23 protein-coding genes and 3 pseudogenes are annotated in these 24,332 nt (G+C 68.1%); 17 read left to right on the top strand and 9 right to left on the bottom strand.

The annotated features are described in order from the left end of the window. Positions 1-30: 30 nt before the first annotated feature. The 4 genes and pseudogenes from C4J65_RS34730 to C4J65_RS36945 form a co-directional block, all read right to left on the bottom strand. Positions 31-945: an NADP-dependent oxidoreductase gene (locus C4J65_RS34730; RefSeq protein ID WP_240330584.1), complete on the bottom strand. Its 915-nt coding sequence runs from the start codon at positions 943-945 to the stop codon at positions 31-33. Further along, complete coding sequence (locus C4J65_RS34735) at positions 942-1,403, bottom strand: cupin domain-containing protein (protein ID WP_024494953.1); 462 nt, start codon at positions 1,401-1,403, stop codon at positions 942-944. Before C4J65_RS34735 ends, C4J65_RS34730 begins: the two co-directional genes overlap by 4 nt. An 11-nt stretch (positions 1,404-1,414) precedes the next feature. Then, positions 1,415-2,368 (bottom strand): helix-turn-helix domain-containing protein, encoded by a 954-nt coding sequence (locus C4J65_RS34740; RefSeq protein WP_115746031.1) that lies wholly within the window; start codon positions 2,366-2,368, stop codon positions 1,415-1,417. A 177-nt stretch (positions 2,369-2,545) separates the two neighbouring features. Then, a pseudogene (locus C4J65_RS36945) lies at positions 2,546-2,748 on the bottom strand (putative RNA methyltransferase); the annotation flags it as partial. A gap of 25 nt (positions 2,749-2,773) precedes the next feature. On the opposite strand from C4J65_RS36945, the pseudogene C4J65_RS34750 reads away from it, so the two are divergent. Continuing rightward, positions 2,774-3,067, top strand: a pseudogene (locus C4J65_RS34750) (hypothetical protein); the annotation flags it as partial. Positions 3,068-3,255: 188 nt separating this feature from the next. Then, positions 3,256-3,861, top strand: a complete 606-nt coding sequence (locus C4J65_RS34755) for a DinB family protein (protein ID WP_115746032.1) — start codon at positions 3,256-3,258, stop codon at positions 3,859-3,861. Positions 3,862-4,102: 241 nt separating this feature from the next. Here the strand turns inward: C4J65_RS34755 and C4J65_RS34760 are convergent. The 3 genes and pseudogenes from C4J65_RS34760 to C4J65_RS34770 form a co-directional block, all read right to left on the bottom strand. Next, positions 4,103-5,877: pseudogene (locus C4J65_RS34760) on the bottom strand (biotin carboxylase N-terminal domain-containing protein). Positions 5,878-5,940: 63 nt separating this feature from the next. After that, a complete protein-coding gene (locus C4J65_RS34765; RefSeq protein ID WP_115746033.1) occupies positions 5,941-6,150 on the bottom strand; it encodes an acyl-CoA carboxylase subunit epsilon in 210 nt (69 codons plus the stop codon). A gap of 9 nt (positions 6,151-6,159) precedes the next feature. Continuing rightward, positions 6,160-7,737, bottom strand: a complete 1,578-nt coding sequence (locus tag C4J65_RS34770; protein WP_240330586.1) for an acyl-CoA carboxylase subunit beta — start codon at positions 7,735-7,737, stop codon at positions 6,160-6,162. Positions 7,738-7,875: 138 nt separating this feature from the next. Here C4J65_RS34770 and C4J65_RS34775 point away from each other — a divergent pair, with 138 nt between their 5' ends. Next, positions 7,876-8,580: a TetR/AcrR family transcriptional regulator gene (locus C4J65_RS34775; protein ID WP_115746782.1), complete on the top strand. Its 705-nt coding sequence runs from the start codon at positions 7,876-7,878 to the stop codon at positions 8,578-8,580. A 23-nt stretch (positions 8,581-8,603) separates the two neighbouring features. Here C4J65_RS34775 and C4J65_RS34780 read toward each other — a convergent pair whose 3' ends face one another. After that, positions 8,604-9,512: a LysR family transcriptional regulator gene (locus C4J65_RS34780; RefSeq protein WP_115746035.1), complete on the bottom strand. Its 909-nt coding sequence runs from the start codon at positions 9,510-9,512 to the stop codon at positions 8,604-8,606. A 299-nt stretch (positions 9,513-9,811) separates the two neighbouring features. Here C4J65_RS34780 and C4J65_RS34785 point away from each other — a divergent pair, with 299 nt between their 5' ends. The 6 genes from C4J65_RS34785 (at position 9,812) to pntB (ending at position 16,307) form a co-directional block, all read left to right on the top strand. Further along, positions 9,812-10,441, top strand: coding sequence for an NAD(P)-binding domain-containing protein (locus C4J65_RS34785; protein ID WP_115746036.1), 630 nt, complete (start codon positions 9,812-9,814; stop codon positions 10,439-10,441). Positions 10,442-10,537: 96 nt separating this feature from the next. Then, positions 10,538-11,476, top strand: a complete 939-nt coding sequence (locus C4J65_RS34790; RefSeq protein WP_115746037.1) for an SDR family oxidoreductase — start codon at positions 10,538-10,540, stop codon at positions 11,474-11,476. 45 nt (positions 11,477-11,521) lie between these two features. Beyond that, a complete protein-coding gene (locus tag C4J65_RS34795) occupies positions 11,522-11,947 on the top strand; it encodes a hypothetical protein (RefSeq protein ID WP_115746038.1) in 426 nt (141 codons plus the stop codon). 427 nt (positions 11,948-12,374) lie between these two features. After that, a complete protein-coding gene (locus C4J65_RS34800; protein WP_115746039.1) occupies positions 12,375-13,109 on the top strand; it encodes an SDR family oxidoreductase in 735 nt (244 codons plus the stop codon). 179 nt (positions 13,110-13,288) lie between these two features. Beyond that, a complete protein-coding gene (locus C4J65_RS34805; protein WP_115746040.1) occupies positions 13,289-14,824 on the top strand; it encodes a Re/Si-specific NAD(P)(+) transhydrogenase subunit alpha in 1,536 nt (511 codons plus the stop codon). Position 14,825: 1 nt separating this feature from the next. Continuing rightward, a complete protein-coding gene (gene pntB, locus C4J65_RS34810; protein ID WP_115746041.1) occupies positions 14,826-16,307 on the top strand; it encodes a Re/Si-specific NAD(P)(+) transhydrogenase subunit beta in 1,482 nt (493 codons plus the stop codon). A gap of 190 nt (positions 16,308-16,497) precedes the next feature. Here the strand turns inward: pntB and C4J65_RS34815 are convergent, their stop codons facing one another. After that, positions 16,498-17,067: a VOC family protein gene (locus C4J65_RS34815; protein WP_115746042.1), complete on the bottom strand. Its 570-nt coding sequence runs from the start codon at positions 17,065-17,067 to the stop codon at positions 16,498-16,500. 424 nt (positions 17,068-17,491) lie between these two features. On the opposite strand from C4J65_RS34815, the gene C4J65_RS34820 reads away from it, so the two are divergent. The 8 genes from C4J65_RS34820 (at position 17,492) to C4J65_RS34855 (ending at position 24,049) form a co-directional block, all read left to right on the top strand. Further along, a complete protein-coding gene (locus C4J65_RS34820) occupies positions 17,492-18,820 on the top strand; it encodes an alpha/beta hydrolase (protein WP_115746043.1) in 1,329 nt (442 codons plus the stop codon). Positions 18,821-19,046: 226 nt separating this feature from the next. Beyond that, complete coding sequence (locus C4J65_RS37265) at positions 19,047-19,331, top strand: hypothetical protein (RefSeq protein ID WP_162833496.1); 285 nt, start codon at positions 19,047-19,049, stop codon at positions 19,329-19,331. Positions 19,332-19,635: 304 nt separating this feature from the next. Beyond that, entirely contained in the window at positions 19,636-20,370 is a 735-nt protein-coding gene (locus C4J65_RS34830) for an SDR family oxidoreductase (protein WP_115746044.1), read from the top strand. A 167-nt stretch (positions 20,371-20,537) separates the two neighbouring features. Continuing rightward, positions 20,538-20,933: a nuclear transport factor 2 family protein gene (locus tag C4J65_RS34835; RefSeq protein ID WP_115746045.1), complete on the top strand. Its 396-nt coding sequence runs from the start codon at positions 20,538-20,540 to the stop codon at positions 20,931-20,933. A gap of 50 nt (positions 20,934-20,983) precedes the next feature. Beyond that, a complete protein-coding gene (locus C4J65_RS34840; RefSeq protein WP_115746046.1) occupies positions 20,984-21,409 on the top strand; it encodes a hypothetical protein in 426 nt (141 codons plus the stop codon). Between the two features lie 167 nt (positions 21,410-21,576). Then, positions 21,577-22,476: an SMP-30/gluconolactonase/LRE family protein gene (locus tag C4J65_RS34845; protein ID WP_115746047.1), complete on the top strand. Its 900-nt coding sequence runs from the start codon at positions 21,577-21,579 to the stop codon at positions 22,474-22,476. A gap of 53 nt (positions 22,477-22,529) precedes the next feature. After that, positions 22,530-23,303 carry an SDR family NAD(P)-dependent oxidoreductase gene (locus C4J65_RS34850; RefSeq protein WP_115746048.1) on the top strand — a complete coding sequence of 258 codons (774 nt, stop codon included), beginning with the start codon at positions 22,530-22,532 and terminating at the stop codon, positions 23,301-23,303. 110 nt (positions 23,304-23,413) lie between these two features. After that, the gene (locus C4J65_RS34855; protein WP_115746049.1) at positions 23,414-24,049 is read left to right on the top strand and encodes an NAD(P)-binding domain-containing protein; all 636 of its coding nucleotides are present in this window, start codon (positions 23,414-23,416) and stop codon (positions 24,047-24,049) included. Positions 24,050-24,332 lie beyond the last annotated feature (283 nt).

Raw genomic sequence — 24,332 nt, forward strand, 5'->3', positions numbered from 1 at the left:
CACCTCAGCCTTGGACTGGCTCGGCCCAGCTCAGGTTCCGGCCATGGTGATGACCAGTTTGCCGCCCTTCGGGCGCTGCTCGCGCTCCAGCTCCGTCAGGGCCTGAATCGCCTCGGCCAACGGGACCGTACGGGCGATGGGTAGGCGCAGGGTCCGGGCCACCTCCTCCAGGTCGGAGGTGACCAGCCGACCCATCATCGCCCGGAACGGTCCGGGCAGGGCGCTCCTGATCATTTTGGCCGGGGTCGGGACGATGTCGACGATGGTTCCGCGGGGCTTCAGCAGCGTTCGGGCCGCGGCGAAGGGTAGCATGCCGGGCGTGTCGAAGACGAGATCGAACCGTCCCGCGAGGGCGGCCGGGTCGAAGCCGAAACCCACGACCGGTTCGACGCCGAGCTCGCGGGCCCCGTCAGCCGCGGTGTCGCGGCAGCTGCCGGCAACCGAGGCTCCCCGCGCCTGGGCAAACTGGACGGCGGCCCGGCCCACCCCGCCCAGGCACCCGTTGACGAAGACCGCTTGCCCAGGCCGGACCTCCGCGGTGGCCTGGTAGGCGGTCACGCCCACGGTCGGCAGCGCGGCGGCCCGCTCGTACGAAAGGTCCACCGGTTTGAACACGACCGCCTTCTCTGGGGCCGTCACCATCTCGGCGAACGCCCCCGCCTGCCGGAACCGAGCCACGCCGAGTACCGCGTCGCTGGCCTTCAGGCGGGTGACGCCGGCGCCGACCGCCTCGACGACTCCGGCGAAGTCGTGCCCCATCGCCCGGGGAAAGGAGCGACCGGTCATCAGCTTCATCTCGCCGTTGCGCATCTTCCAGTCCAGCGCGTTGGAAGCCGCCGCCCGGACGCGGACGAGAACCTCATCCGGACCCGGTCGTGGTGGCTCGAAATCTGCCAGCCGCATCACCTCTGGGCCGCCGTAGCGGTCGTACTGAAGGCGCTTCACGAGGCGTATTCGTTCGAGATCTCGGTGGCGTAGTTCTTCCAGAGCGGTTGCATGGTCTCGGCGTTGACTGGCTGCCCGGAATCGATCATGGCCTTGAAGTCGCGGAAGTACTGCACGTACAGGTCCGGCGTGAACGTGTTCAGCATGACTGCGTTCTCGTCGCCGACGTTGGCGAACGTGTGCGGCGCCCCGGTCGGCACGATGACCCAGGTGCCCGGCCCGGCGTCGTATTGGTCCTCGCCGACGGTGAACCGGAACGTTCCCGCCAGCACGTAGAAGCCCTCGTCGTGCTGGGCGTGGCGGTGCTGCAACGGGCTCGGGGTGCCCGGTGGAATAGTGACCTCGGCGAACCCCAGCCGGTGGTCGGTGTGCTCGCCGTTCTCCAGGATCCGGATCTGCTGCGCCCCGCTGCCGAGGATCTCGCCCTCACCGGGGCGGACGATGTTTACCTTCGCCACGACTTTCCTGTCTATTGCCGGCCTTGGTGACCACCATCCTGTTCCGGGCCGGCTGTGCGCGTCTTGGTCGCCCGTGCACGGTTACTGGTTACCAGTGCACGGGCGTTGTAGCCGTACGTCGTCTTGAAGAGCTTGCTGAAATGGGCGGGATCGGAGAATCCCCACCGGGCGGCCACGGCGGTGACCGTACGTCCGCTTCCGGTCAGCTCAGCCCGGCAACGCTCAAGGCGGCGACGGCGGATCAGGGCCGCGACGGTAAGCGGCTGATCCTCGAACAGCTTGTGCAGCCGGCGTACGGAAATGTGGTGGGCGGCGGCGATGCTGGGCGGGGACAGATCGGGATCAGTCAGCCGGGCCTCGATGTAGCCGGAGATCCGGTCCCGCAGCCGCTCGTCCGGGGCCGGTTGTCCGTCGCCCAACCGGGCCTCCAGCGCGACCGCGATCAGCTCGACGACGGCCGCCGCCGACCTCAGCGCCTCCGCCTCGCGGAACTCGGTCGCCGACCGCGCCGACTCCCGAGCCAGCACGGAGACGAGAGCGCCCGGGCCGTGACTGCCGTCGATGCGTACGCCGATGAGCCGGTCGATCTGCGCGGGCCGGATCCGAAGCTCCCGGCGCGGAACCAGGATGGTGACGTGCGCCGCGGCGGTGCTCTCGAACCGGATCGTACGCGTGGGATCGAGCAGCACCAGGTCGGCCGGCCCGAGTTCGGCGTCGCCGCGCCCCTGCTTGATCCGCGTCTGGCCCCGGGTCATAACCTTGATCGCCAGGTTCTCGCCGTCGGAGGCGGCACGCTCCCGCCCGATGCAGGAGCTCTCGGGAGTGGCGAGGGAGACCAGCCGCAGCGGCCCGAGGTCACGGGTGGCGATCCGGCCCTGGAAGCCGGCCCCGGCCAGCTTGTTGACCAGCGGCGGAAACCCGCTGGCGGCCAGCTCGTCCTGGAACGTCTCAAGGTTGCCGATCACCGGTCAACGATAACGCCGACACTCCGGTGGGGCACGGTGTTCGGCTGGGGTTACAGCGGCGCAGGCCCGCGTCTGTTCTCCCCCGGGCCTGATGTGATGGGTGAATGCCTCGGCCGGTGAGTACGCAGAGTTGATGACTGGCTCCCAGGCCGCCGTCGCACTGTCCTGCGTGTCTCGGCGGATGGGCGCGTACCTGCCGGTGGGCAGGAACCGGTCGCGCGCCCGAACCATGGCCGCGTCGTCTCCGCTGATGGCGCGGGTGCCGGTCAGGAGGCTGACATAGCCATGGCGGGCGATATCGAAGGTGTGGCCCGCGCCGGGCAGCGCAGTGCGCCATGGCCGAAGTGGACGCGGTCGCGGCACGTCGGGCAGCGCAGCAGGCCGAGGAAGTGGGCGAGGGCAGGCGGCCTGCAACGGCCCTTCCTGGCCGCCCTGCCACAGGGCGGCCAGGGCCAGGCCTTCGGTCTGCTCGGCTCCGGCAGCATGACGCTGCAGGGCGTCGGGCCGGTCTGCTTCGGCTCGGTGGTCGCAGGCCTCGGAACGGGCGGCGCGATGGCCCTGGCGGGCGGTGCGGCCGTGCTTACCGCCGGCTGGATGCACACCTGGCATCCGCACACCTTCCCGGTCCCCGGTCTCCACTGCTCGACGGGATCGGAGGACGGCACCGAACAGCATGCCTGTTGTTCTCCTGCGCAATAACGCGCGGAGAGCAGTTGGGCTCGGCATCCCGTCCCTGCGCGTGACGAGGGGCGGCCCCCGCTGACGGGCGGAGGGTGCCGGACGCAAGCCGGGCCCGGTCTCCGACCGCGCGGCCCGTCACCGGTCGGGTCGGCGGACCACGTACGGAATCTTGAGAATACGAACAGACCATGGAAGGTTCATGCCGCATGATCGACGAATTCGCGAAGGACAACCTGCACGGGAGACTGCGGCGGGACCGCGAGGCGCTGCTGTGGAAACTCGACGGCCTGTCCGAGTACGACGTCCGCAGACCCTTGACGGTGACCGGGACCAACCTCCTCGGCCTGGTCAAACACGTGGCGACCGTCGAGGCCAGGTACTTCGGCGAGGTCTTCGACCGCCCGTCCCCGGAATCGCTGTCCCGGTGGCAGGACTCCGACGGCAGCGATCAGTGGGCGTCCGCGGACGAGACCCGCGAACAGATCATCCGGTTCTACCGGCGCACGTGGGAACACTCGGACGCGACGATCAACGCGCTTCCCCTCGATGCCCCCGGCCACGTGCCGTGGTGGCCGGAGTCTCATTCCCACACGAACCTGTTCGCCGTCCTGGTCCACGTCCTCGGCGAGTCCATCCGGCACACCGGGCACGCCGACATCCTGCGCGAGGGCCTCGACGGCCGGACCGGGCTGCGCGCCGAACACGAGCAGCGGACCGACGAGGAAGCCCGTGCCGCCTACCGCGCGAGGATCGAGCAGGCCGCCAGGTCGGCCGCCCCACGGGAACGGCCGACCGCGGTCGACGCGTCGTGAACACCGTGCCCTGGATGACAGTCGCGGATGCGGCGAGCCGGTCGCGCCGGTGAGGCCGACGCCGTCACCTTCTCCGCCGCGGACGTCTCACAACGGGCGTCACAGCTCCGGGAGCCGCCCAAAGTCGGTCAGCGGGAAGCTACCGAGAAGGCCTTGACCCGGTCTGCGCGACGGTGGGGTACCAAGCGGCCACGGCGGCGGGCCAACCACATGAACGATCGCGGGAGCTACTGAGGTGTCGTCAGTCCTTGATTTCGCAGATGGCGGCGCCGGAGGTGAGGGAGGCGCCGACTTCGGCGGTGAGGCCCTTGACGGTGCCGGTTTTGTGGGCGTTGAGGGGCTGTTCCATCTTCATGGCTTCGAGGACGACGATGAGGTCGCCTTCCTGGACTTCCTGGCCCTCCTCGACGGCGATCTTGACGATGGTGCCCTGCATGGGGGAGGCGAGGGTGTCGCCGGAGGCGGCGGGGCCGGACTTCTTGGCCGCGCGGCGTTTGGGGCGGGCGCCGGCGGCCAGGCCGGTGCGGGCCAGGGACATGCCCAGGCTGGAGGGCAGGGAGACTTCCAGGCGTTTGCCGCCGACCTCGACGACGACCGTCTCGCGGCCGCTCTCCTCGTCCGCGTCGGTGTCCGCGGGGGCGGTGAAGGGTGTGATCTCGTTGACGAAGCCGGTCTCGATCCAGCGGGTGTGGACGGTGAAGGGGTCGGTGGAGCCGGTGAGTTCGGGGGCGAAGGCGGGGTCGCGGACGACGGTGCGGTGGAAGGGGAGGGCGGTGGCCATGCCCTCGACGGTGAACTCGTCCAGGGCGCGGGCGGCGCGCTGGAGTGCCTCGGCGCGGGTGCGGCCGGTGACGATCAGTTTGGCGAGGAGGGAGTCCCAGGCGGGGCCGATGACGCTGCCGGATTCGACGCCGGCGTCGAGGCGGACGCCGGGGCCGGTGGGTGCGTCGAAGCGGGTGACGGTGCCGGGGGCGGGCAGGAAGCCGCGGCCGGGGTCCTCGCCGTTGATGCGGAACTCGAAGGAGTGGCCGCGCAGGGCGGGGTCGTCGTAGCCGAGTTCTTCGCCGTCGGCGATGCGGAACATCTCGCGGACCAGGTCGATGCCGGCGACTTCCTCGGTGACGGGGTGTTCGACCTGGAGGCGGGTGTTGACCTCCAGGAAGGAGATGGTGCCGTCTGCTCCGACGAGGAATTCGACGGTGCCGGCGCCGACGTAGCCGGCTTCCTTGAGGATGGCCTTGGAGGACGCGTACAGCTCCTCCACCTGGGTGTCGGAGAGGAAGGGCGCGGGGGCCTCCTCGACGAGTTTTTGGTGGCGGCGCTGGAGGGAGCAGTCGCGGGTGGAGACGACGACCACGTTGCCGTGGGTGTCGGCCAGGCACTGGGTCTCCACGTGGCGGGGCTGGTCGAGGTAGCGCTCGACGAAGCATTCGCCGCGGCCGAAGGCGGCCACGGCCTCGCGGACGGCGGAGTCGTAGAGTTCGGGGACTTCTTCGAGGGTGCGGGCGACTTTGAGGCCGCGGCCGCCGCCGCCGAAGGCGGCCTTGATCGCGATGGGCAGGCCGTGTTCCCTGGCGAAGGCGACGACCTCGTCCGCGCCGGAGACGGGGTCGGGGGTGCCGGCGACCAGGGGGGCGCCGGCCCGCTGGGCGATGTGGCGGGCGGCGACCTTGTCGCCCAGGTCCCGGATGGCGTGCGGGGGCGGGCCGATCCAGATCAGACCGGCGTCCCCGACCGCCTGCGCGAACTCGGCGTTCTCGGAGAGGAATCCGTAGCCGGGGTGGATGGCGTCCGCGCCCGACTCGCGGGCGGCGTTGAGGACCTTGGCGATGTCCAGATAGCTGGTCGCGGGGTGTCACCACCCAGGGCGAACGCCTCATCAGCGGCACGGACATGCAACGCGTCCCGGTCCGGATCCGCGTAGACGGCCACGCTCGCGATCCCGGCGTCCCGGCAGGCCCGGGCCACACGGACAGCGATTTCGCCACGATTGGCGATGAGCACCTTCGAAAGCACGCTTCTGACTGCCTTTCAGGTGGGTTGGGGTGGAGGCAACCTCGCACCCATGGACGGGAGCGATCAGCTCCGCCAATACGTCCGGGTCCACGCACCGGAGTCTGGTCGGAGACCCCGGCCTTGCGCGATGCGTCCCGGGTGAGACCAGGCGTTCATCGTTACGGGAGTGCTGTCGGGGACGGCCGCAAGGACCGCCGTGCGGGCTCTGACCACCGTGAGGGCGGCGGCGAGTTCTTCGGGGGTGGGGTTGCCCCGGAGGACCTTGATGGTCACAGCGGCTCCTTACAGGGGGATGTTGCCGTGCTTCTTCGGGGGGAGGTTCTCGCGCTTGGTGCGGAGCTGGCGCAGGCCGCGGACGATGTGGCGGCGGGTGTCGGAGGGCATGATCACGGCGTCGACGTAGCCGCGTTCGGCGGCGGTGTAGGGGTTGAGGAGGGCGTCCTCGTACTCCTGGATCAGGCGGGCGCGGGTGGCCTCGGCGGTGTCGCCGGCGGCGGCGATGGTGCGGCGGTGCAGGATGTTGACCGCGCCCTGGGCGCCCATGACGGCGATCTGGGCGGTGGGCCAGGCCAGGTTGAGGTCGGCGCCCAGGTGCTTGGAGCCCATGACGTCGTAGGCGCCGCCGAAGGCCTTGCGGGTGATGACGGTGATGAGGGGGACGGTGGCCTCGGCGTAGGCGAAGATCAGTTTGGCGCCGCGGCGGATGATGCCGTCGTGTTCCTGGTCGACGCCGGGCAGGAAGCCGGGGACGTCGACGAAGGTGAGGACGGGGACGTTGAAGGCGTCGCAGGTGCGCACGAACCGGGCCGCCTTCTCGGAGGCGGTGATGTCCAGGCAGCCGGCGAACTGCATGGGCTGGTTGGCGACGATGCCGACCGGGCGGCCCTCGACGCGGCCGAAGCCGGTGAGGATGTTGGGTGCGAACAGGGGCTGGGTCTCGAGGAACTCGGCGTCGTCCAGGACGTGTTCGATGACGGTGTGCATGTCGTAGGGCTGGTTCGCCGAGTCGGGGACGGTCGTGTCCAGTTCGGCGTCCTCGTCCGTGACCGCGAGGTCGGCCTCCTCGGGGAAGGCGGGGGGCTCGGAGAGGTTGTTGGAGGGCAGGTACGACAGGAGCTGTTTGACGTACTCGACGGCGTCCTTCTCGTCGCCGGCCATGTGGTGGGCGACGCCGGAGGTGGAGTTGTGGGTGCGGGCGCCGCCCAGTTCCTCGAAGCCGACGTCCTCGCCGGTGACGGTCTTGATGACGTCGGGGCCGGTGATGAACATGTGGCTGGTCTGGTCGACCATCACGGTGAAGTCGGTGATCGCGGGGGAGTAGACCGCGCCGCCCGCGCAGGGGCCGACGACCAGGCTGATCTGCGGGATGACGCCGGAGGCGTGGGTGTTGCGGCGGAAGATCTCGCCGTAGGCGCCCAGGGAGGCGACGCCCTCCTGGATGCGGGCGCCGCCGGAGTCGTTGATGCCGATGACCGGGCAGCCGGTCTTCAGCGCGAAGTCCATCACCTTGACGATCTTCTGGCCGTAGACCTCGCCCAGCGCGCCGCCGAAGACGGTGAAGTCCTGGGAGAAGACGGCGACGGGGCGGCCGTCGACGGTGCCGTAGCCGGTGACGACGCCGTCGCCGTAGGGGCGGTTGGCGTCCAGGCCGAAGTTGGTGGAGCGGTGCCGGGCGAACTCGTCCAGCTCGACGAACGAGCCCTCGTCGAGGAGGAGGTCGATGCGTTCACGAGCCGTCAGCTTGCCCTTGGCGTGCTGCTTCTCGACGGCGCGTGCGGAACCGGCGTGCGTCGCTTCCTCGATACGGCGCCTGAGATCCGCGAGCTTGCCCGCGGTCGTGCGGATGTCGATGTCGTTCACCGATTGCTCCAGGTCCGCGTCGAACCAACCATGCCACGACGCCTCTCAAGTGGTACTCGATGTCACAAAAAAGGTACGCAGTGCCAACCGGGGAGGCAAGTGGCGTCTGCACAGTGAGATTGGGAAGGATGCATGGCCATGAGCAAGCCACCTGCACGGATCCGCCTGGCTGACGCCGCCTTCGCCCTTTTCGACGAGCGCGGGTATGAGCAGACAACCGTCGAGCACATCGCTGAACGGGCGGGACTGGGGCGTACGACGTTCTTCCGAAACTACCGCTCCAAAGAGGATGTGATCTTTCCTGACCATGACCGTCTCCTGGAGCTGATCCGAGACCGGCTGGCCGGCTCCAGCCACAGCACGGCCTTGGCCGCGGTCTCGGATGCGGTGCGCCTGGTCCTGCTGCACTACATCGACGAGGGAGATCTCGCGATGCGGCGGTACGCGCTGACAAGCAAAGTGGCAGCACTTCGCGACCGGGAGATCGCTAGCGTGGCCCGCTACCAGCGGCTGTTTCGGGAGTTCATCGCGGACTGGATGGGCGACCCGACGGAAGCGGCCTCGTTGCGGGCCGAGCTCATGGCCGCAGCGGTGGTTGCTGCCCACAATCACGTGCTACGCAGATGGCTCCGCGGCGAGTCCTCCGGACCCGTGCGCGAGGTGGGGGAGGCCATGCGCGAGGTTCTGGCCCTCTTCCCGGCACCGGCGCCGGCACCAGCGCCGGGACCAGCGCCCGGACCCGGCGCCGGAACGACTGTCGTCGCGTTCAGGACCACCCAAGACCTCGAAGCTCTGCTTCCGTCGCTGCGCCGACTCATTGAGGATGGTGTCCATGATGAGTGAGAGGCTCGCCTTTTGAGCCACCCCTACTCCTTGGAAACGGCCCCGCCGCCGAGCAGCCACATTTCGTAGTTCCCGCATTCTGCCGTGATCTCGGCCGTCTCCCGAGCCGCGGAGAGGAAGTCGTCGACCACGGGCGAGGTGCGCGACGCCGGCACGGCGAGGGACACCTGGTCGGGCGTCAGATCGGGGACGGGCACATAGGCGATGTCCGGATGTGAGTAGAACACGGTCGCCGAACGGGCCAGGAACGAGATGCCCCGACCGGCCGCGACATGCTCGAGTGTCTCGTCCACCCCGCGCACCAGGTACCCGGCGTTGGGGTGCGGACGCCTGGTGGGCTGTGTGCTCGGGTCGGCATGCCAGACCAGCGGCTCGTCGGTCAGGTCGGCCTGGGTGACCGCGTCCTTGCCGGCCAGCCGGTGGCCGACGGGCAGCACCGCGACCCGCGGTTCGGTGTACAGCGGAGTGACGCGCAGGCCCGTCTCGTCGATGGGCAGCCGCACATAACCGATGTCGATCCGGCCGTCGAGCAGCATCGAGGCCTGGTCGTCCCCTTCGATCCGTTGCATGTCCACGACCACGTCCGGGTGCCGGGCGTTGAAGAGCTGTACCGCCGGGGTGACCGAGATGCCGGCCCGGAAGCCGACCATGATCCGTTGGCCGCCGCGCGCGGCCATGGACACCCGACGTCGGATTGCCTGCACTGAGGCCAGCAGTGGGCCGGCGTCGGTCAGCAACTGCCTGCCGGCGTCGGTCAGCGCCACGCCGTGGCGATCCCTTGTCAGCAGCGGAGTACCGAGATCCTGCTCCAGCGCGCGGATCTGCCGACTGAGCGCCGGCTGCGCGATGTGCAATTCATCGGCGGCACGGCCGAAGTGCAACTGGTCGGCCACGGTGACGAAGTAACGCAGTTTGCGCAGGTCCAGATCCATGGCGCCTCCTGCCTGGTGATGCCTCCAGGGTATCACCGTCGCTGAAAGAGGTATTGGACACCCGGTTCTGGTCAATGGCACCGTTAGTAGGTAACTGATGGGCTGGAGCGAATTCGGCACAAGAATTCGAAATCGGGACTTGATGGTAGGCCAAGGCCAAGGCCCAGAACCAGACTCAGAATGAGCACATCGGGAATTCAGCGCCGTACATCACGCAATTCGGTGACGTCGACGACCCGACAGTCGACAACGCCGGGGTGGGCATGGCGTCCCGTCCGCCTCCAGAAAGCAGGAGATCCATGAGCAGCATCAGCATTGTCGGCCTGGGGAACGTGGCCCGCGCCCTGGCCGGCCGGGCCCTCGCCGGCGGCAACGCCGTCGAGATCATCGGGCGCGACCCGGGTCGGACCAAGGACGTGGCCGCAGCGCTCGGCGGCGCCACCGCCGGGACGGCCGGCGCCGCCCCGACCGGGGACATCGTCATCCTTGCGGTGCCGTACGCCAGTGCCGCGGCAGTGGTCCGTGAGTACGGGGACGCGCTGCGCGGCAAGGTCATCATTGACGTCACCAACCCCGTCACCCCCGATTTCAAGGGCTTTGTCACCCCCGACGACAGTTCCGGCGCGCAGGAGATCGCCAAGGCGGCCCCCGCCGGCGCGCATGTCGTCAAGGCGTTCAACACCGTGTTCTCGCACGTTCTGGCAGCCGACCCGGCCGGGGCTCGCTCATTGGACGTTTTCATCGCCGGCGACGACGCGCAGGCGAAGGCGGATGTCTCGGCTTTCGTCGAGAGCCTGGGGTTGCGCCCGTTGGACACGGGTGAGCTCCACATGGCGCGGGCACTGGAGAACGTCGGCCTGCTGGAGCTGGGCGTCATGACCCACCTCAAGCACGCCGATTTCTCCCTCGGCATCACCATTCTCAGCTGAGCGCATCCGCACCACCACTTCCCGCGTCACACCGTTCCATTCGCTTTTCGGTGCGCGAAGAAAAGCCCCTCTACCTACCCTTACAAGGACAGTGAAATGCGCGTTCTGGTCGTTGGCGGGACCGGTCATACCGGCTCGTACGTCATCCAAGATCTTGTCGCCGCAGGGCACGAGGTCACCGGCCTGGCCCGGTCGGACACTGCCGCGGCTGCGGTGTCCGGGCTCGGCGCGAAGGTGCGTCGCGGCGATCTCGAGGATCTCGACGGGCTGAAGGCGGCGGCCGCGGACTCCGACGGCGTCATCCACGTCGCGTACAGGCGTGATGTGCTGATCGCCGGCGGGCTCGACGCCCTGGCCGCCTCGGAGCTCTCGTCCGTACTCGCGTACGGCGAGGCACTGAAGGGATCCGGGAAGCCGCTGGTCTGGGCCGGGACCATGGCCTCGCCCGGCTACAACCTGGGTCGGCCCGCCACCGAGGAAGACCCGGCTCTTCCGAGCGGAGACGAGCACAAGGGCACTCTGCGGTTTCGCAACATCGTGGAGACCACCGTCATCGGCCTCGCCGGACAGGGAGTGCGGTCTTCGGTCGTGCGCCTTCCCAACATCGCACACAGCACGACCGATCGTGAGGGCTTCCTCCCGCTGCTGATCGCGCTCTCGAAGGACAAGGGCGTCGTCGGATACCCCGGCGACGGAGAGAACCTGTGGGGCGCCGTGCACATCCGCGACGCCGCCGCCGTGTTCCGCCTGGCACTGGAGAAGGGCCCGGCCGGCAAGTACTGGCACGCCGTCGAGGACGGAACCGTCCCCTTCCGCAAGCTCGCCGAGGCCATTGGCAGCCGCCTGGGCCTGCCCGCCGTGAGCATTCCCGCCGACGTACTGATGCTCCCGGGATTCTTCGGATTCCTTGCCAACCTGGTCCCGCACAACTTCCCGGCGACCAACCTCGTCACGCGCCGGACCCTCGGCTGGGAACCGACTCAGCCCAACCTGCTCGCCGACCTGGACAACGGTCACTACTTCCCCGCGGGCTGACGCCCAGGCGCACCGCTCCAGTCCCACGCACAACGAGGAATCATCATGACCACACTCGCCTCACACCGCGACACCATGGAGTCCTTCGTCGACTGCATCCACGGCGGCGCGGACAGAGACACCCTCACGGGTCTGTTCGCCGAAGAGGTGGTGCTGTACAGCCCGCTCGGTGACGAGCCGTTCACTGGCCGCGAGGCCGTCGTGGAAGTCACGCAGATGGTCAACCGAATGGCCGTCGACGACAGTTACAAGGAGGTCCTCAGCGGCCCGACCCACCACGCTGCGCGTTTCCGGCTGCAAGTCGAAGACGCCGCGATCGACGGGATCTACCAAGTCCTGCTCGACGCGGACGGCAAGATCGCCGAAGTGACCATCTTCTGGCGTCCGCTGCCGGCGGGCGTCGAGCTGCAGCGGGTCCTGGCGCATGTCCTGGGCATGCAGCCCTGGGAACTGCGTACGGACGGGGAGTAGCGGCGAAGGCCGTGCCCCACGTGGACGACACCAAGAGCGCTCGGTAGCACCGGCGCGACCGGCCGGTTCCCGCGTGCCGCTGCCCGCGACGGACAAGGCTCCCGTACCGATGAGAGAGGCGTTCGACGCCTCAACTCCCTTGTACGGGAGCCTTATTGGCTCCCGGTCCAGCCGCCGCCCCGGACGGTGCGACTCCGATGGGTACCGAGTGGTGTACATAACTTGCGCCCCGGTTGGCCGTCCGATACGCTAAGTATGCAGATCGGTTTACATAACGCCTTCCCGGAGTGGGCGCTGTCGCCGTCCTCGGACTGGTGCCGGCGTCACGGGGGGTGTCGATCGCTTGGTTGAGGTGCGCGGCCCGGTGGACACGGCTGTGCCGAATACCTCTCAACTCGGAATATCGATCCATTCACATGGAGTAATCATGGGAAAGCTTGATGGCAAGGTTGCGGTGATCACTGGCGGTTCCAGTGGTATGGCGCTGGCGGGTGCGAAGTTGTTCGTGGAGGAGGGTGCGTATGTCTTCATCACGGGCCGGAAGCAGGACGCGCTGGACGAGGCGGTCAAGCTGATCGGCCGGAACGTGACGGGGGTGCGGGCCGATTCGGGTGACCTGGCCGATCTGGACCGGTTGTACGAGACGGTCAAGCGGGAGAAGGGCTCGATCGACGTGCTGTGGGCCAGTGCCGGGATCGGTGAGCAGCGCAAGCTCAGTGAGATCACCGAGCAGCACTTCCACGACGCGTTCTGGCTGAACGCGCGCGGCACTCTGTTCACGGTGCAGAAGGCGCTGCCCCTGTTCAACGACGGGGGTTCGATCTTCATGACGGGGTCGAACGCGTCGCTCAAGGGCTACCCGGAGTGGAGTGTGTACGCCGCGAGCAAGGCCGTGCAGCAGGCCTACGCGCGTGTGTGGGCCTCGGAGCTGAAGGACCGCGACATCCGGGTCAACGTGCTCACTCCGGGCCAGGTCGCCACGCCGATCCTGGAGAAGGTCCTCACCCCCGAGACGAAGGAGCAGTTCGAATCCCTCATTCCCCGGGGGAGGATGGGCCGCCCCGAGGAGATCGCGTCCGTCGCGCTCTTCCTCGCGTCCAACGACTCCGCCTACGTCAACGCCCTCGAACTCGTCGCCGACGGCGGCAGCTCAGCAGTCTGACGAAGAGCGTCAGCAGACCGGTGCGCGAGGAGCAGACCGTCTCCACGGCGGAACCTCGCTTGCCGGACTGAGGCCCAAGGTCGTGTAGTCGGCCCGTGAGTGCGGGCCTACCCCGCCGCGCCGGGGTAGGCCCGCACATCGAATTCTGGAACAGACATGAGATCGGTAAGGGACCGCGCATGTTGATCGGAGTGACAAGTGAGACCCGGCCCGGGGAGACCCGTGTGGCTGCGACGCCGGTGACGGTGCGGCAGCTGACCGGCCTGGGCCATGACGTAGTGGTGGAATCCGGCGCGGGATCGCTGTCCGGCTTCGCCGACCAGGCGTACGTCGAGGCCGGGGCGAACATCGGGACGGTGGTGGAGGCATGGGGTGCCGACGTAGTGCTCCGGGTGAACGGCCCCACGGTCGGCGAGACCGCGTGGCTGCGCCCGGGCACGTACATCGCGGGGCTGATGGCGCCCGCGCAGAGCCCCGAACTGCTGGAGGCGCTCGCCAAGAGGGACATAACGGCGCTGGCGATGGACGCGGTGCCACGGATCTCCCGCGCCCAGTCGCTGGACGTGCTCTCCTCGATGGCGAACATCGCGGGCTACCGCGCGGTGATCGAGGCGGCACACCGGTTCGGGCGGTTCTTCACCGGCCAGGTGACCGCGGCCGGGAAGGTGCCCCCGGCGAAGGTGCTGGTGGCCGGCGCCGGCGTGGCGGGCCTGGCCGCGATCGGCGCGGCCTCGTCTCTGGGCGCGGTCGTGCGCGCGACCGACCCGCGGCCGGAAGTCGCTGACCAGGTTGCCTCGCTCGGCGGAACCTACCTTCCCGTCGAGGCCCAGACCGAGCAGTCGACCGACGGATACGCCAAGGCCACCTCGGAGGCCTACGACGCGGCAGCGGCCAGGCTCTACTCCGACCAGGCCGCCGACGTCGACATCATCATCACCACGGCGCTGATCCCGGGCCGCCCCGCGCCCCGGCTGCTCACCGCAGCCGACGTGGCGGCCATGAAGCCGGGTTCGGTCATCGTGGACATGGCGGCGTCGAACGGCGGCAATGTCGACGGCTCGGTCGCCGGCGAGGTCGTCACCACTGCCAACGGCGTCACCATCATCGGCTATACGGACCTGGCGGGCCGGCTGCCCGCCCAGGCCAGCCAGCTGTACGGCACCAACCTGGTCAACCTGCTCAAGCTCCTCACCCCCAATAAGGATGGCAAGGTCGTCCTGGACCTGGAGGACGTGGTACAGCGGGGCCTGACCGTCACCAACGCCGGCGAGGTGCTGTGGCCGCCGCCACCGGTCAAGGTGAGTGCGGCCCCCGCCGCGCAGGCCGCGGCACCCCCGACGGAGGCCAGGGCGGAACGCGAGCCCATGTCGGCGGCCAGGAAGACCAGCCTGGTTGTGGCCGGCCTGGTGGCCTTCTACTTCGTCAACGCCTACGCTCCGGCCCCGATCCCGGATCACTTCAGCGTTCTGTCGCTGTCGGTAGTGATCGGCTACTACGTGATCGGCAAGGTGGCGCACGCCCTGCACACTCCGCTGATGTCCATGACCAACGCAATCTCGGGCGTCATCGTGGCGGGCGCCCTGATCCAGGTCGGCCTGGACAACACCGTGATCGAGATTCTGGCCGGGGTGGCGATCCTGCTCGCCTCGATCAACATCTTCGGCGGCTTCGCCGTCACCCGCCGTATGTTGTCGATGTTCAGCAAGGGAGCTTGACATGACCGCCACTGACAGCGCCAACGCTGCCTACATCGTCGGCGCGCTGCTGTTCATCTTCAGCCTGGCCGGCCTGTCCAGACACAAGACCGCCCGCCTGGGCTGGGCCTACGGCCTCATCGGTATGATTGTCGCGCTGGCCGCGACCATCGGCTTGTCGCTGTCCGACTCCAACAATCGCGGCACCGCGGTCGTCATCCTGGTCGTCGCGATGGTCATAGGCGCCGTGGTCGGCCTGTGGCGCGCCCGGATCGTGCAGATGACCGGGATGCCCGAACTGATCGCACTGCTGCACAGCTTCGTCGGCCTCGCGGCCGTCCTCGTCGGCTGGGCCTCCTACGTGGAGGTCGAGGTCGACCATGCGGGCGGTTACCACGGCGCCCTGCTGAACATCCACCACGTCGAGGTCGTCGTCGGTATCTTTGTCGGCGCGGTCACTTTCGCGGGCTCGATCGTGGCCTACCTCAAGCTGTCGGCCAAGATCAAGTCCGCGCCGCTGATGCTGCCGGGCAAGAACATCCTCAACCTGGGTGCGCTGGCCGCGTTCATCGGCCTGACCGCCTGGTTCATCAACAGCCCGAGTTGGGGCCTGATGATCGCGGTCACCGTGCTCGCGCTCGCCTTCGGCTGGCATCTGGTCGCCTCGATCGGCGGCGGCGACATGCCGGTCGTCGTCTCGATGCTGAACTCCTACTCCGGCTGGGCCGCCGCCGCGTCGGGATTCCTGCTCAACAACAACCTGCTGATCGTCACCGGTGCGCTGGTCGGCTCCTCCGGTGCGTACCTGAGCTACATCATGTGCAAGGCGATGAACCGCTCCTTCATCTCTGTCATCGCGGGCGGCTTCGGCATCGAGGCGCCGTCCGGTGACGACACGGATTACGGCGAGCACCGCGAGGTCCAGGTCGAGGCCGCGGCCGAGCTGCTGGCCGAGGCCCGCTCCGTGGTGATCACCCCGGGCTACGGCATGGCGGTCGCCCAGGCCCAGTACCCGGTCGCCGAACTCGTCCGGGCGCTGCAGGCCAACGGAACCGAAGTACGCTTCGGCGTCCACCCGGTCGCCGGCCGCCTGCCGGGCCACATGAACGTGCTGCTCGCCGAGGCGAAGGTGCCCTACGACATCGTCCTGGAGATGGACGAGATCAACGACGACCTGGCCACCACCGACGTCGTACTGGTCATCGGCGCCAACGACACGGTCAACCCGGCCGCCGCGGAAGACCCCGGTTCCCCGATCGCGGGCATGCCCGTCCTGCGGGTCTGGGAGGCCGGGGACGTGATCGTGTTCAAGCGATCGATGGCCACCGGGTACGCCGGAGTCCAGAACCCGTTGTTCTTCCGCGACAACACCCAGATGCTCTTCGGCGACGCCAAGAACAAGGTTGAGGAGATCGTCGGCGCGCTGACCCGGGCGAGTGCGGGCGGAGCCTTGTCCAAGATGCCGAAGCAGGCGGGACGACGCCACGCCGCAGCGAAGAGCTGAGGTGGCGGAGTTTCCTCCAGGCGCAGAGCGAGGTGGTGTCCGGACCGGAGGTCCGGACACCACCTCGCTCTGCGCGGGACGCGACCGAGCAGGCCGCTTGGCGCGGTACCGGATCGGTACCGCGCCAAGCGGCCTGCTCGGTCGCGCGCGGGGGAGTCGATGGACTTCCCCTGCATACGCGCCGCGTGGGTCAGAGCTTCTCGGGCAACGTGGGAGTGCGGTCGCCGGCGAGGAACCTGCGCATCATCTCGTGGGCGCGCTCGGCCTCCATCTGGTACATCTCCTTGTGGCCGTCCGGATCGACGGCGAACTCCACCAGGAGACGGTTCGGGTCGAAGACGTACAGCGACCGCAGGATCCCATGGTCGATGAAGAAGTGCTCGTACCCCTCCGCCTCGACCTGCTTGCGGATTTCCTGCTGCTGCTCGTCGTCGACCTTGAGCGCGATGTGGACGCTCGTCGGCTGCTCGCCGCTCACCATCGTGGCCTGGACAGACGACTCGGTGTACTGCATGAACGCCATGAACCCGCCGTCGGCCAGACCGAAGAAGGCGTGGCCGATCTGCTCCGTACCCTGGCCCTCGGGCACCGGCTCGATCCAGAACACCTTCAGGGGCAGGCCGGCGATGTCCTCGTAGAAGTGCCTGGTCGTCTCCAGGTCTTCGGTGTAGAAGTTGTTGTGATGCAGACGCGCAGGCGGGCGGCGAACCCCCGACCGCGTCTCCGTGGCTGTGCCTGGTTCGGTGAGCGCAGATGACATTGTCGATCTTCCCTTCCAAAAACCGGCTGCGCCCTGACGCCCGGACGGTGCAGGGACCGCAGCGCTGCGGGACAGCCGCAAGCGGCTCTGTGTTTCGAGCGTAAGGAAGGTCTGACTTGAAGTCAACAGGTCTTTGACCTCAGGTCAGACTCGGGGTTAGGTTTCTCCGCCTCGGGGGCGGCCCGGCAGTTCTCGTTCTCCGGATTTTGCGAGCAAGAGAGGCTTGACTTCAAGTCAGACTCGTTCGTACCGTCAGGCAGTGTGCCGTCCACCGCATCTCTCGCGGTCGGAGCCCCGACCCTCCTGGGCGATCAAGCCGGGGCTCCGGCAATGCGCCACACCCCCCGGCCCGGCAAGCCGCGCACCACACGACTCACCGGCCAGGTACACCCAGACCCCTCCACCAACGACGACGGAGACTCAGATGGCCGACAACGTGCCGCAGTGGTCCGGCAGCAGCGCCTTCCTTCACGGGTTTGCCCGTGACGACATCGAGGGCCCTCCCAGCGGTAACCCGACGACCTGGTGGGGGTCGGCGAAGCTGGCACTCCCCGAGGGCGTCACACAGACGATGGTGCGGCTCCAGGCCGAGGACGGTGCCCACTCGCGGGGCATTCTCTACCGCAGGGGCGACGAGAAGACCGTCCTCGTCTTCGCGCACCCGCGGGGTGACTTCAGTTCTCACTACCTCACGCCGGTCCTGCTGGACGCAGGCGTGGCCGTGTTCGGCGGCCAGGTGCGGTCGTTTGCCAATGACTCGGACTGCATTCACGAATCCCTGCTGGCCGACGTCGCGGCCGAGATCCGTTACCTGCGGTCCCTGGGGTTCGAGAAGGTCGTGCTGGTCGGCAACAGCGGCGGCGGAAGCCTCTTCAGCTTCTATCAGGCCCAGGCCGGCATCGAGCCACCCGGGCGGCTGACCGACACCCCGGCAGGCGACCCGTACGACCTGAACGCGCTGGACCTGCCGCAGGCCGACGCCCTCATCCTGCTGGCCGCGCACCTGGGCGAGGGCCTCTACGCGTTGAACAGCCTCGATCCGTCGATGGTCGACGAGAGCGACCCGCTGTCCTGGGACCCCAGTCTGGACATGTACAACCCGGACAACGGCTACCGGGAGCCGCCCGAGACGAGCCGGTACACCGCCGATTTCCTGACGCGGTACCGGGAAGCACAGCGGGCTCGCTGCGAGCGCCTGGACGCAATGGCGCGGGAGGACATTCGGCGGCGCCGCGAGGCGCGCGAGGCCATGAGCGCGCCCGGCTTCGCCGATCTGCCGCTGCGAACCCGGCTCGCCACGATTCGCAGGTCCGAGGTTTCGCGCTACCTGACCGTGGCCCGCATGGACGCGAACCCCGCCTTCACCGACATGTCGATCCACCCTTCGCCCCGGGACGTCGGATCTCTGTTCGGCGGCCGCGATCCACACGCGTACAACTACCGGCTGGGTGGTCCCGCGTCGGTGGTGACGCCGGAGGCATGGCTGTCCACCTGGTCGGGACTCGCCTCGCGCGCCAGTGTCCCGGCGAACATCCCGCACGTGCACGTGCCGATGCTCGTCATCAACTACACCAGGGACATCGTGATATTCCCCGACCAGCTTCAGGACATCGTCGACCGTGCGGGGACCGAGGACGTATCCGTCGTGGAGATCGACTCCGACCACTACGGCATGCCCGTGTCCGGCACGGGCGAAGACGTCATCGAGCAGGTCGGCGAGGCCATCTCGTCGTGGCTGGCCACGCACGACTGACGGCAGGCCGGCATCCGGGGCGGCCCGGTGACGGTCCGGTCGGTCATGGGGCCGTTGTGGCGGCTGTGGCTGAAGCGCTGCGTCGTCCCTTGCCCGGCCGGGTCCGCGCCGATGTCTTCGGGAGGGCGAGTTCGATCAGGGTGGTGGCGAGGGCCGCGGCGGTGGGAAGTGTCTCGGAGTTCAGGGGCCGGGTCCGGGCCGACGCACCATCGAGCAGCAGCGCCAGTTGTTCACCGAGTTGTTCGGGGTCGGTGGCGCCGGCTTCCCGGGCGGTTTCGGCCAGCCGGCCGGCGACGGACTGCTTGTATTCGCGGACGCGTACGCGTGCCGGGTGCTCAGGGTCCGCGATCTCGACGGCCGCCCCGATGAACGGGCACAGAGGAGCATGGATGTCGAAGACGGCGAGGAGTCGTTCGCGAGGTGTGAGATCGGTGCGGTGGAGCACCCCGAGCGTCGCGTCCGGGTCGAATCGGCACAGGTATTCGGCGATCAGCTCGTCCTGATGCCTTGATCGCGGAACAGTTGGTATGACGCGCCGAGAATGCGCTCTCGTGCGCCTCTGCCCCGGCGCAGGCCTCGCGGCCCTTTCTCTGGCTCACTCACGTGCCGAGCGCAGCTCGGAGACTCGCCCGAAAGGTGTCGGACCAATAAACAAGACTGATCTGTTTACATAGCTTGAACTCCTGGCCGAGCGTGGCGTAGGCTCGTTAAGTAGATGGATCAGTTCACATAGTGGTCGTTTCATCGGGCCGTTGCAGTCCGACGGTCAGTTCCGCGGCACAGGCATATGCCGAACATCCAGCAATGGAGTAATCGTGGGAAAGCTTGATGGCAAGGTTGCGGTGATCACTGGCGGTTCCAGTGGTATGGCGCTGGCGGGTGCGAAGTTGTTCGTGGAGGAGGGTGCGTATGTCTTCATCACGGGCCGGAAGCAGGACGCGCTGGACGAGGCGGTCAAGCTGATCGGCCGGAACGTGACGGGGGTGCGGGCCGATTCGGGTGACCTGGCCGATCTGGACCGGTTGTACGAGACGGTCAAGCGGGAGAAGGGCTCGATCGACGTGCTGTGGGCCAGTGCCGGGATCGGTGAGCAGCGCAAGCTCAGTGAGATCACCGAGCAGCACTTCCACGACGCGTTCTGGCTGAACGCGCGCGGCACTCTGTTCACGGTGCAGAAGGCGCTGCCCCTGTTCAACGACGGGGGTTCGATCTTCATGACGGGGTCGAACGCGTCGCTCAAGGGCTACCCCGAGTGGAGTGTCTACGCGGCGAGCAAGGCGGTGCAGCAGGCCTACGCCCGCGTGTGGGCCTCGGAGCTGAAGGACCGCGACATCCGGGTCAACGTGCTCACCCCGGGCCAGGTCGCCACGCCGATCCTGGAGAAGGTCCTCACCCCCGAGACGAAGAAGCAGTTCGAATCCCTCATTCCCCGGGGCAGGATGGGCCGCCCCGAGGAGATCGCGTCCGTCGCACTCTTCCTCGCGTCCAACGACTCCGCCTACGTCAACGCCCTCGAACTCGTCGCCGACGGCGGCAGCTCAGCAGTCTGACACGGACTCCCGCTGCCGATGTCGGAGTGGCTGACACGTGCCGGTTCCGCCGGCACGGTCGGTGTACGGCGCACGCGGAGGACGAACGGCTTCGCGTCGGACCGTGGCGACCAGTGCGACAGGGCGCCGGAGGACGCGTTTACATCTCGGACAGAAGGACCGAATCAATGGCTGAGCTCCCGACCCAAGTAGTGCTGGGGTTTCTAGGGGATTTGAACGACAGCAACCTGGCGGAGGCTTTTGACCGCGTCGATCCGGACGCGACCTTCTGGCTCGCCGGAAAGGAATGGTCGGTCGGCGGCACCCATGACCGGGACGGCCTCCAGAAGCTGCTCGGAGAAAAGGTTGGGCCGCTTCTCACCGAACCGCTGGAAGTCAGAATCGTCGGGATCACCGCGGAAGGTGAACGGGTCGCGGTGGAAGTGGAGGTCAGTGGCCCGACGAAGGACGGAAGCCGGTACGAGAACCAGATGCACATCCTGTACGTCGTGCGCGACGGAAAGATCGTCACGGTCAAGGAATACCACGACACGCTGCACGCGAGCCTGGTCATCGGACCCTGATCTCTCCATTTCCAGGACCGTCAAGAGATCCCACACAAGGAGGAGTACCCATGACCACGTTCGCCCCGCACCGCAGCACGGTCGAGTCCTTCGTCGACATCGTGCACGGCAGTGCAGACAAGGACGCCCTCGCCGGCGTGCTCGCCGACAACGTAGTGCTGTACAGCCCGCTCGACAACGAGCCGCTCACCGGCTTCGATGCCGTCGTGTTCGCCATCCAGACCGTCCACGGGACGTCGGCCAAGCTCATCTACTCGGAGGTATTCAGCGGCGAAACCCACCACGCCATAGCGTTCCGGCTGGATATCGGAGACACCGGGGTCGACGGAATGGACTACATTCTGCTCGACGAGGACGGCAAGATTTCCGAGATCACCATATTCTGGCGCCCGCTGCCGTCCGGTGTCGAGCTGCAGGCGAAGCTCGCCCCGGGCCTTGGCATGCAGCCCTGGGAGCTGCGCACGAACGGGGAGTAACCCGTGAATCCCGTGCCGTGCGCCGCACGGGCGCACGGCACGATTCCCAAAGGTGTACGGGTGCTCACCACGCTGGACGGGGGCCGCTGCCCCGTGGATGCCTGTGAACCGATATCGCCGCGCCGGCGTGGCGTGCTGACACTGCTGATCCAAGGTGAGGACCGTCGATGAACCTGCCCAACGACTCGCGCTCTCTGGAACTGATCGCGGACGACTGTTCCTTCTTGGAGGGTCCGCGCTGGCATCAGGGTGCTCTGTTCGTGTCCGACTTCTATACACATGAAGTGTTGCGTTTCGACGGCGAGGGCCGTCATGTGGTCTGCGAGGTGGAGGGGCAGCCGTCGGGCCTGGGCTTCACCCCGGACGGCCGGTTGTTGGTCGTGTCCATGCTCGACCGTCGCTTGCTGCGCCTGGACGGTCGCCGGCTGACCGAGGTGGCGTCGTTCGCGGAACTGGCCGCCGGACCCGCCAACGACATGGTGGTCGATGCAGCGGGGCGTGCCTATATCGGGAACTTCGGCTCGCCGGCGGGGAGCGACCTGGCGTTCGCGTCCCTGGTCCGGGTCGACCCCGACGGCACGGCGAGCATCGCGGCTTCGCAACTGGGTTTCCCCAACGGCGCTGTGCTGACTCCCGACGGGCGGCACCTGCTGATCGCCGAGACCTTCGTGGGCCGGATCTCGGCGTTCGAGGTCGACGCGGACGGTGGGCTGAGCGGTCGCCGGACGTGGGCGCAGTTCGGGGCGGCACCGGACTATTTCGACGAGGCTCGGGCCACCCGGGAACTCGAGATGCTCCCCGACGGGATGGCCCTCGACGCGGAGGGAATGCTCTGGGTGGCCGACGCCAAGGGCCATGGAGCCTCGCGCGTCCGCCAGGGAGGTGAGGTCGTGGACTTCGTCGACACCGGGGACCTGAGCGTCTACGCCGTGGCGCTCGGCGGGCCCGACCTCCGCACCCTGTACCTGTGCTGCGCGCCACCGCACCGCACCTTCGACCCGAGCGCGTCACGAAAGTCGGTGCTGCTGGCCACGCAGGTGGCGGTGCCCGGCACCGGCGCGCTGTGAGCGCAGTTCGGGCCCGCGGCCGGGGCCGCGCCGTGACTGACGAGGAGTGAGAAATGCACGGACGGTTCGAGGACAGTGTCGCCTTCGTCACGGGAGCCGCTTCCGGCATCGGGGCCGCGGTCACCGATGCCCTGTTGCGGGCGGGTGCGCGCGTGGTCGGCGCGGACCTCCACCAGGAGGGGCTGGCCCAATTCGCCGACTACGGCGACGCTTTCAGGGGGCACGTGGCGGACGTGACCCGGGAGTCGGACATCGTCGCGGGTGTCGAGGCGGCACTCGACACCTTCGGCACACTGGACATGGCGTTCAACGTCGCCGGCGTGTCCCGTGGCGCACCGATCGTCGACCTCGAGGAAGACCTGTGGGACTTCACCGTCGACCGGGTCCTCAAGGGTGTGTATCTGAGCACCAAACACGAAGCACGTGCGATGCGGGCCACCGGCCGTGGCGGTGCGATCGTGAACATGTCCTCGCTCAACGCCCACGTGCCGATGCACACCGGTGCCGCGTACTCCTCCGCGAAGGCCGGTGTCGAGATGTTCACCAAGAACGCGGCACTCGAACTGGCCCGAGACGGCATCCGGGTCAATGCCGTTCTCCCTGGGCTCATCGACACCCCACTGACCCAACGACGACTGGTCAACAAGCCCTTGATGGACACCTGGCTCGAACGCATCCCACAGGGACGCCCGGGCCGACCCGAAGAGGTCGCCGCGGCGTGCCTCTTCCTCGCCGGCCCCGAAGCCACCTACATCACCGGCACGAGCCTCGTCGTCGACGGCGGCTGGGAAATCACCGGCTACCCCGACCTGCGCCGGTTCGCGTGAAACGGACCCGCGCTCGCACATCGAGGGCGACGGGATCCCTGTCCATCCGTGATCACAGGCTCAAGCGTGTGCCGACATCGCGACCAACGCTGACGAAGGAGTACTGAGAAATGCGTATCGGATTCATCGGAGCCGGCCGGGTGACCCAGGTCATGGGCCGGCACCTGCTCAATGCGGGTCACACGATCGCCGTCTGCAACTCGAGGGGACCCGAGACACTCGCAGGGCTGGTCAAGGAGCTCGGACCGGGTGCGACCGCGGAGACCAAGGCCCAGGTCGTGGAGAGCGACGTCGTGGTCGTCTCGGTCCGCTGGGTACACGCCGAAGAAGCACTGCAGGGAGTCGACTGGACCGGCCGGATCCTGGTCGACGCGATGAACGCGCACGCCGAGCACGAGGGTGACGTCAGCCTGGCCGGAGTGACCAAGTCGCGGGCAGTGCTGGCCGAGACCGGCTCGACGTCGAGTGAGTTGGTGGCCGGATGGGCTCCCGGCGCACGACTGGTGAAGTCGATCAGCAACATCCCGATGGAGTGGATCGAGGACTTCGGCGCCGACCGGCCGCGTACGGTCCTGTTCGCGTCCGGCGACGACGCGGAGGCGAAGCACCTGGTCATGAAGATGCTCGACGGTGCGGGATTCGCCACGGTCGATCTGGGGTCGCTCGCGGTCGGCGGCGCGATGCACGAGGTCGGGGCTCCGCTGTCCGGACTCGAACTGCACCTCATCAGGAGGATGCGCCCCTAGGGCGGCTGAAGTGGTTGGCCGGCCGGGCGGGAGCGGTTCGGTCGGCTCTCCCAGATTTACACACGGCTGCGTCTCGACCCGGCATCGACGCGACTCCTGCTCCTGCTCCTCGCCGTCGCCGTCGCCGTGGTCGCCGTCGCCGTGGTCGCCGTCGGCGGCGGCGTGATCGCGTTGTCCCTGTCGGGACCTGTCCTCACACGCGTCGGCCCCCGCCGGACCGTCACCGCTGTGGCCCTGCTGATCAGCGCGGCGACGGGCTTCAGGGATGTGGCGGACCGTGCAC

The sequence above is a fragment of the Streptomyces sp. CB09001 genome (assembly GCF_003369795.1).
Lineage (GTDB): Bacteria > Actinomycetota > Actinomycetes > Streptomycetales > Streptomycetaceae > Streptomyces.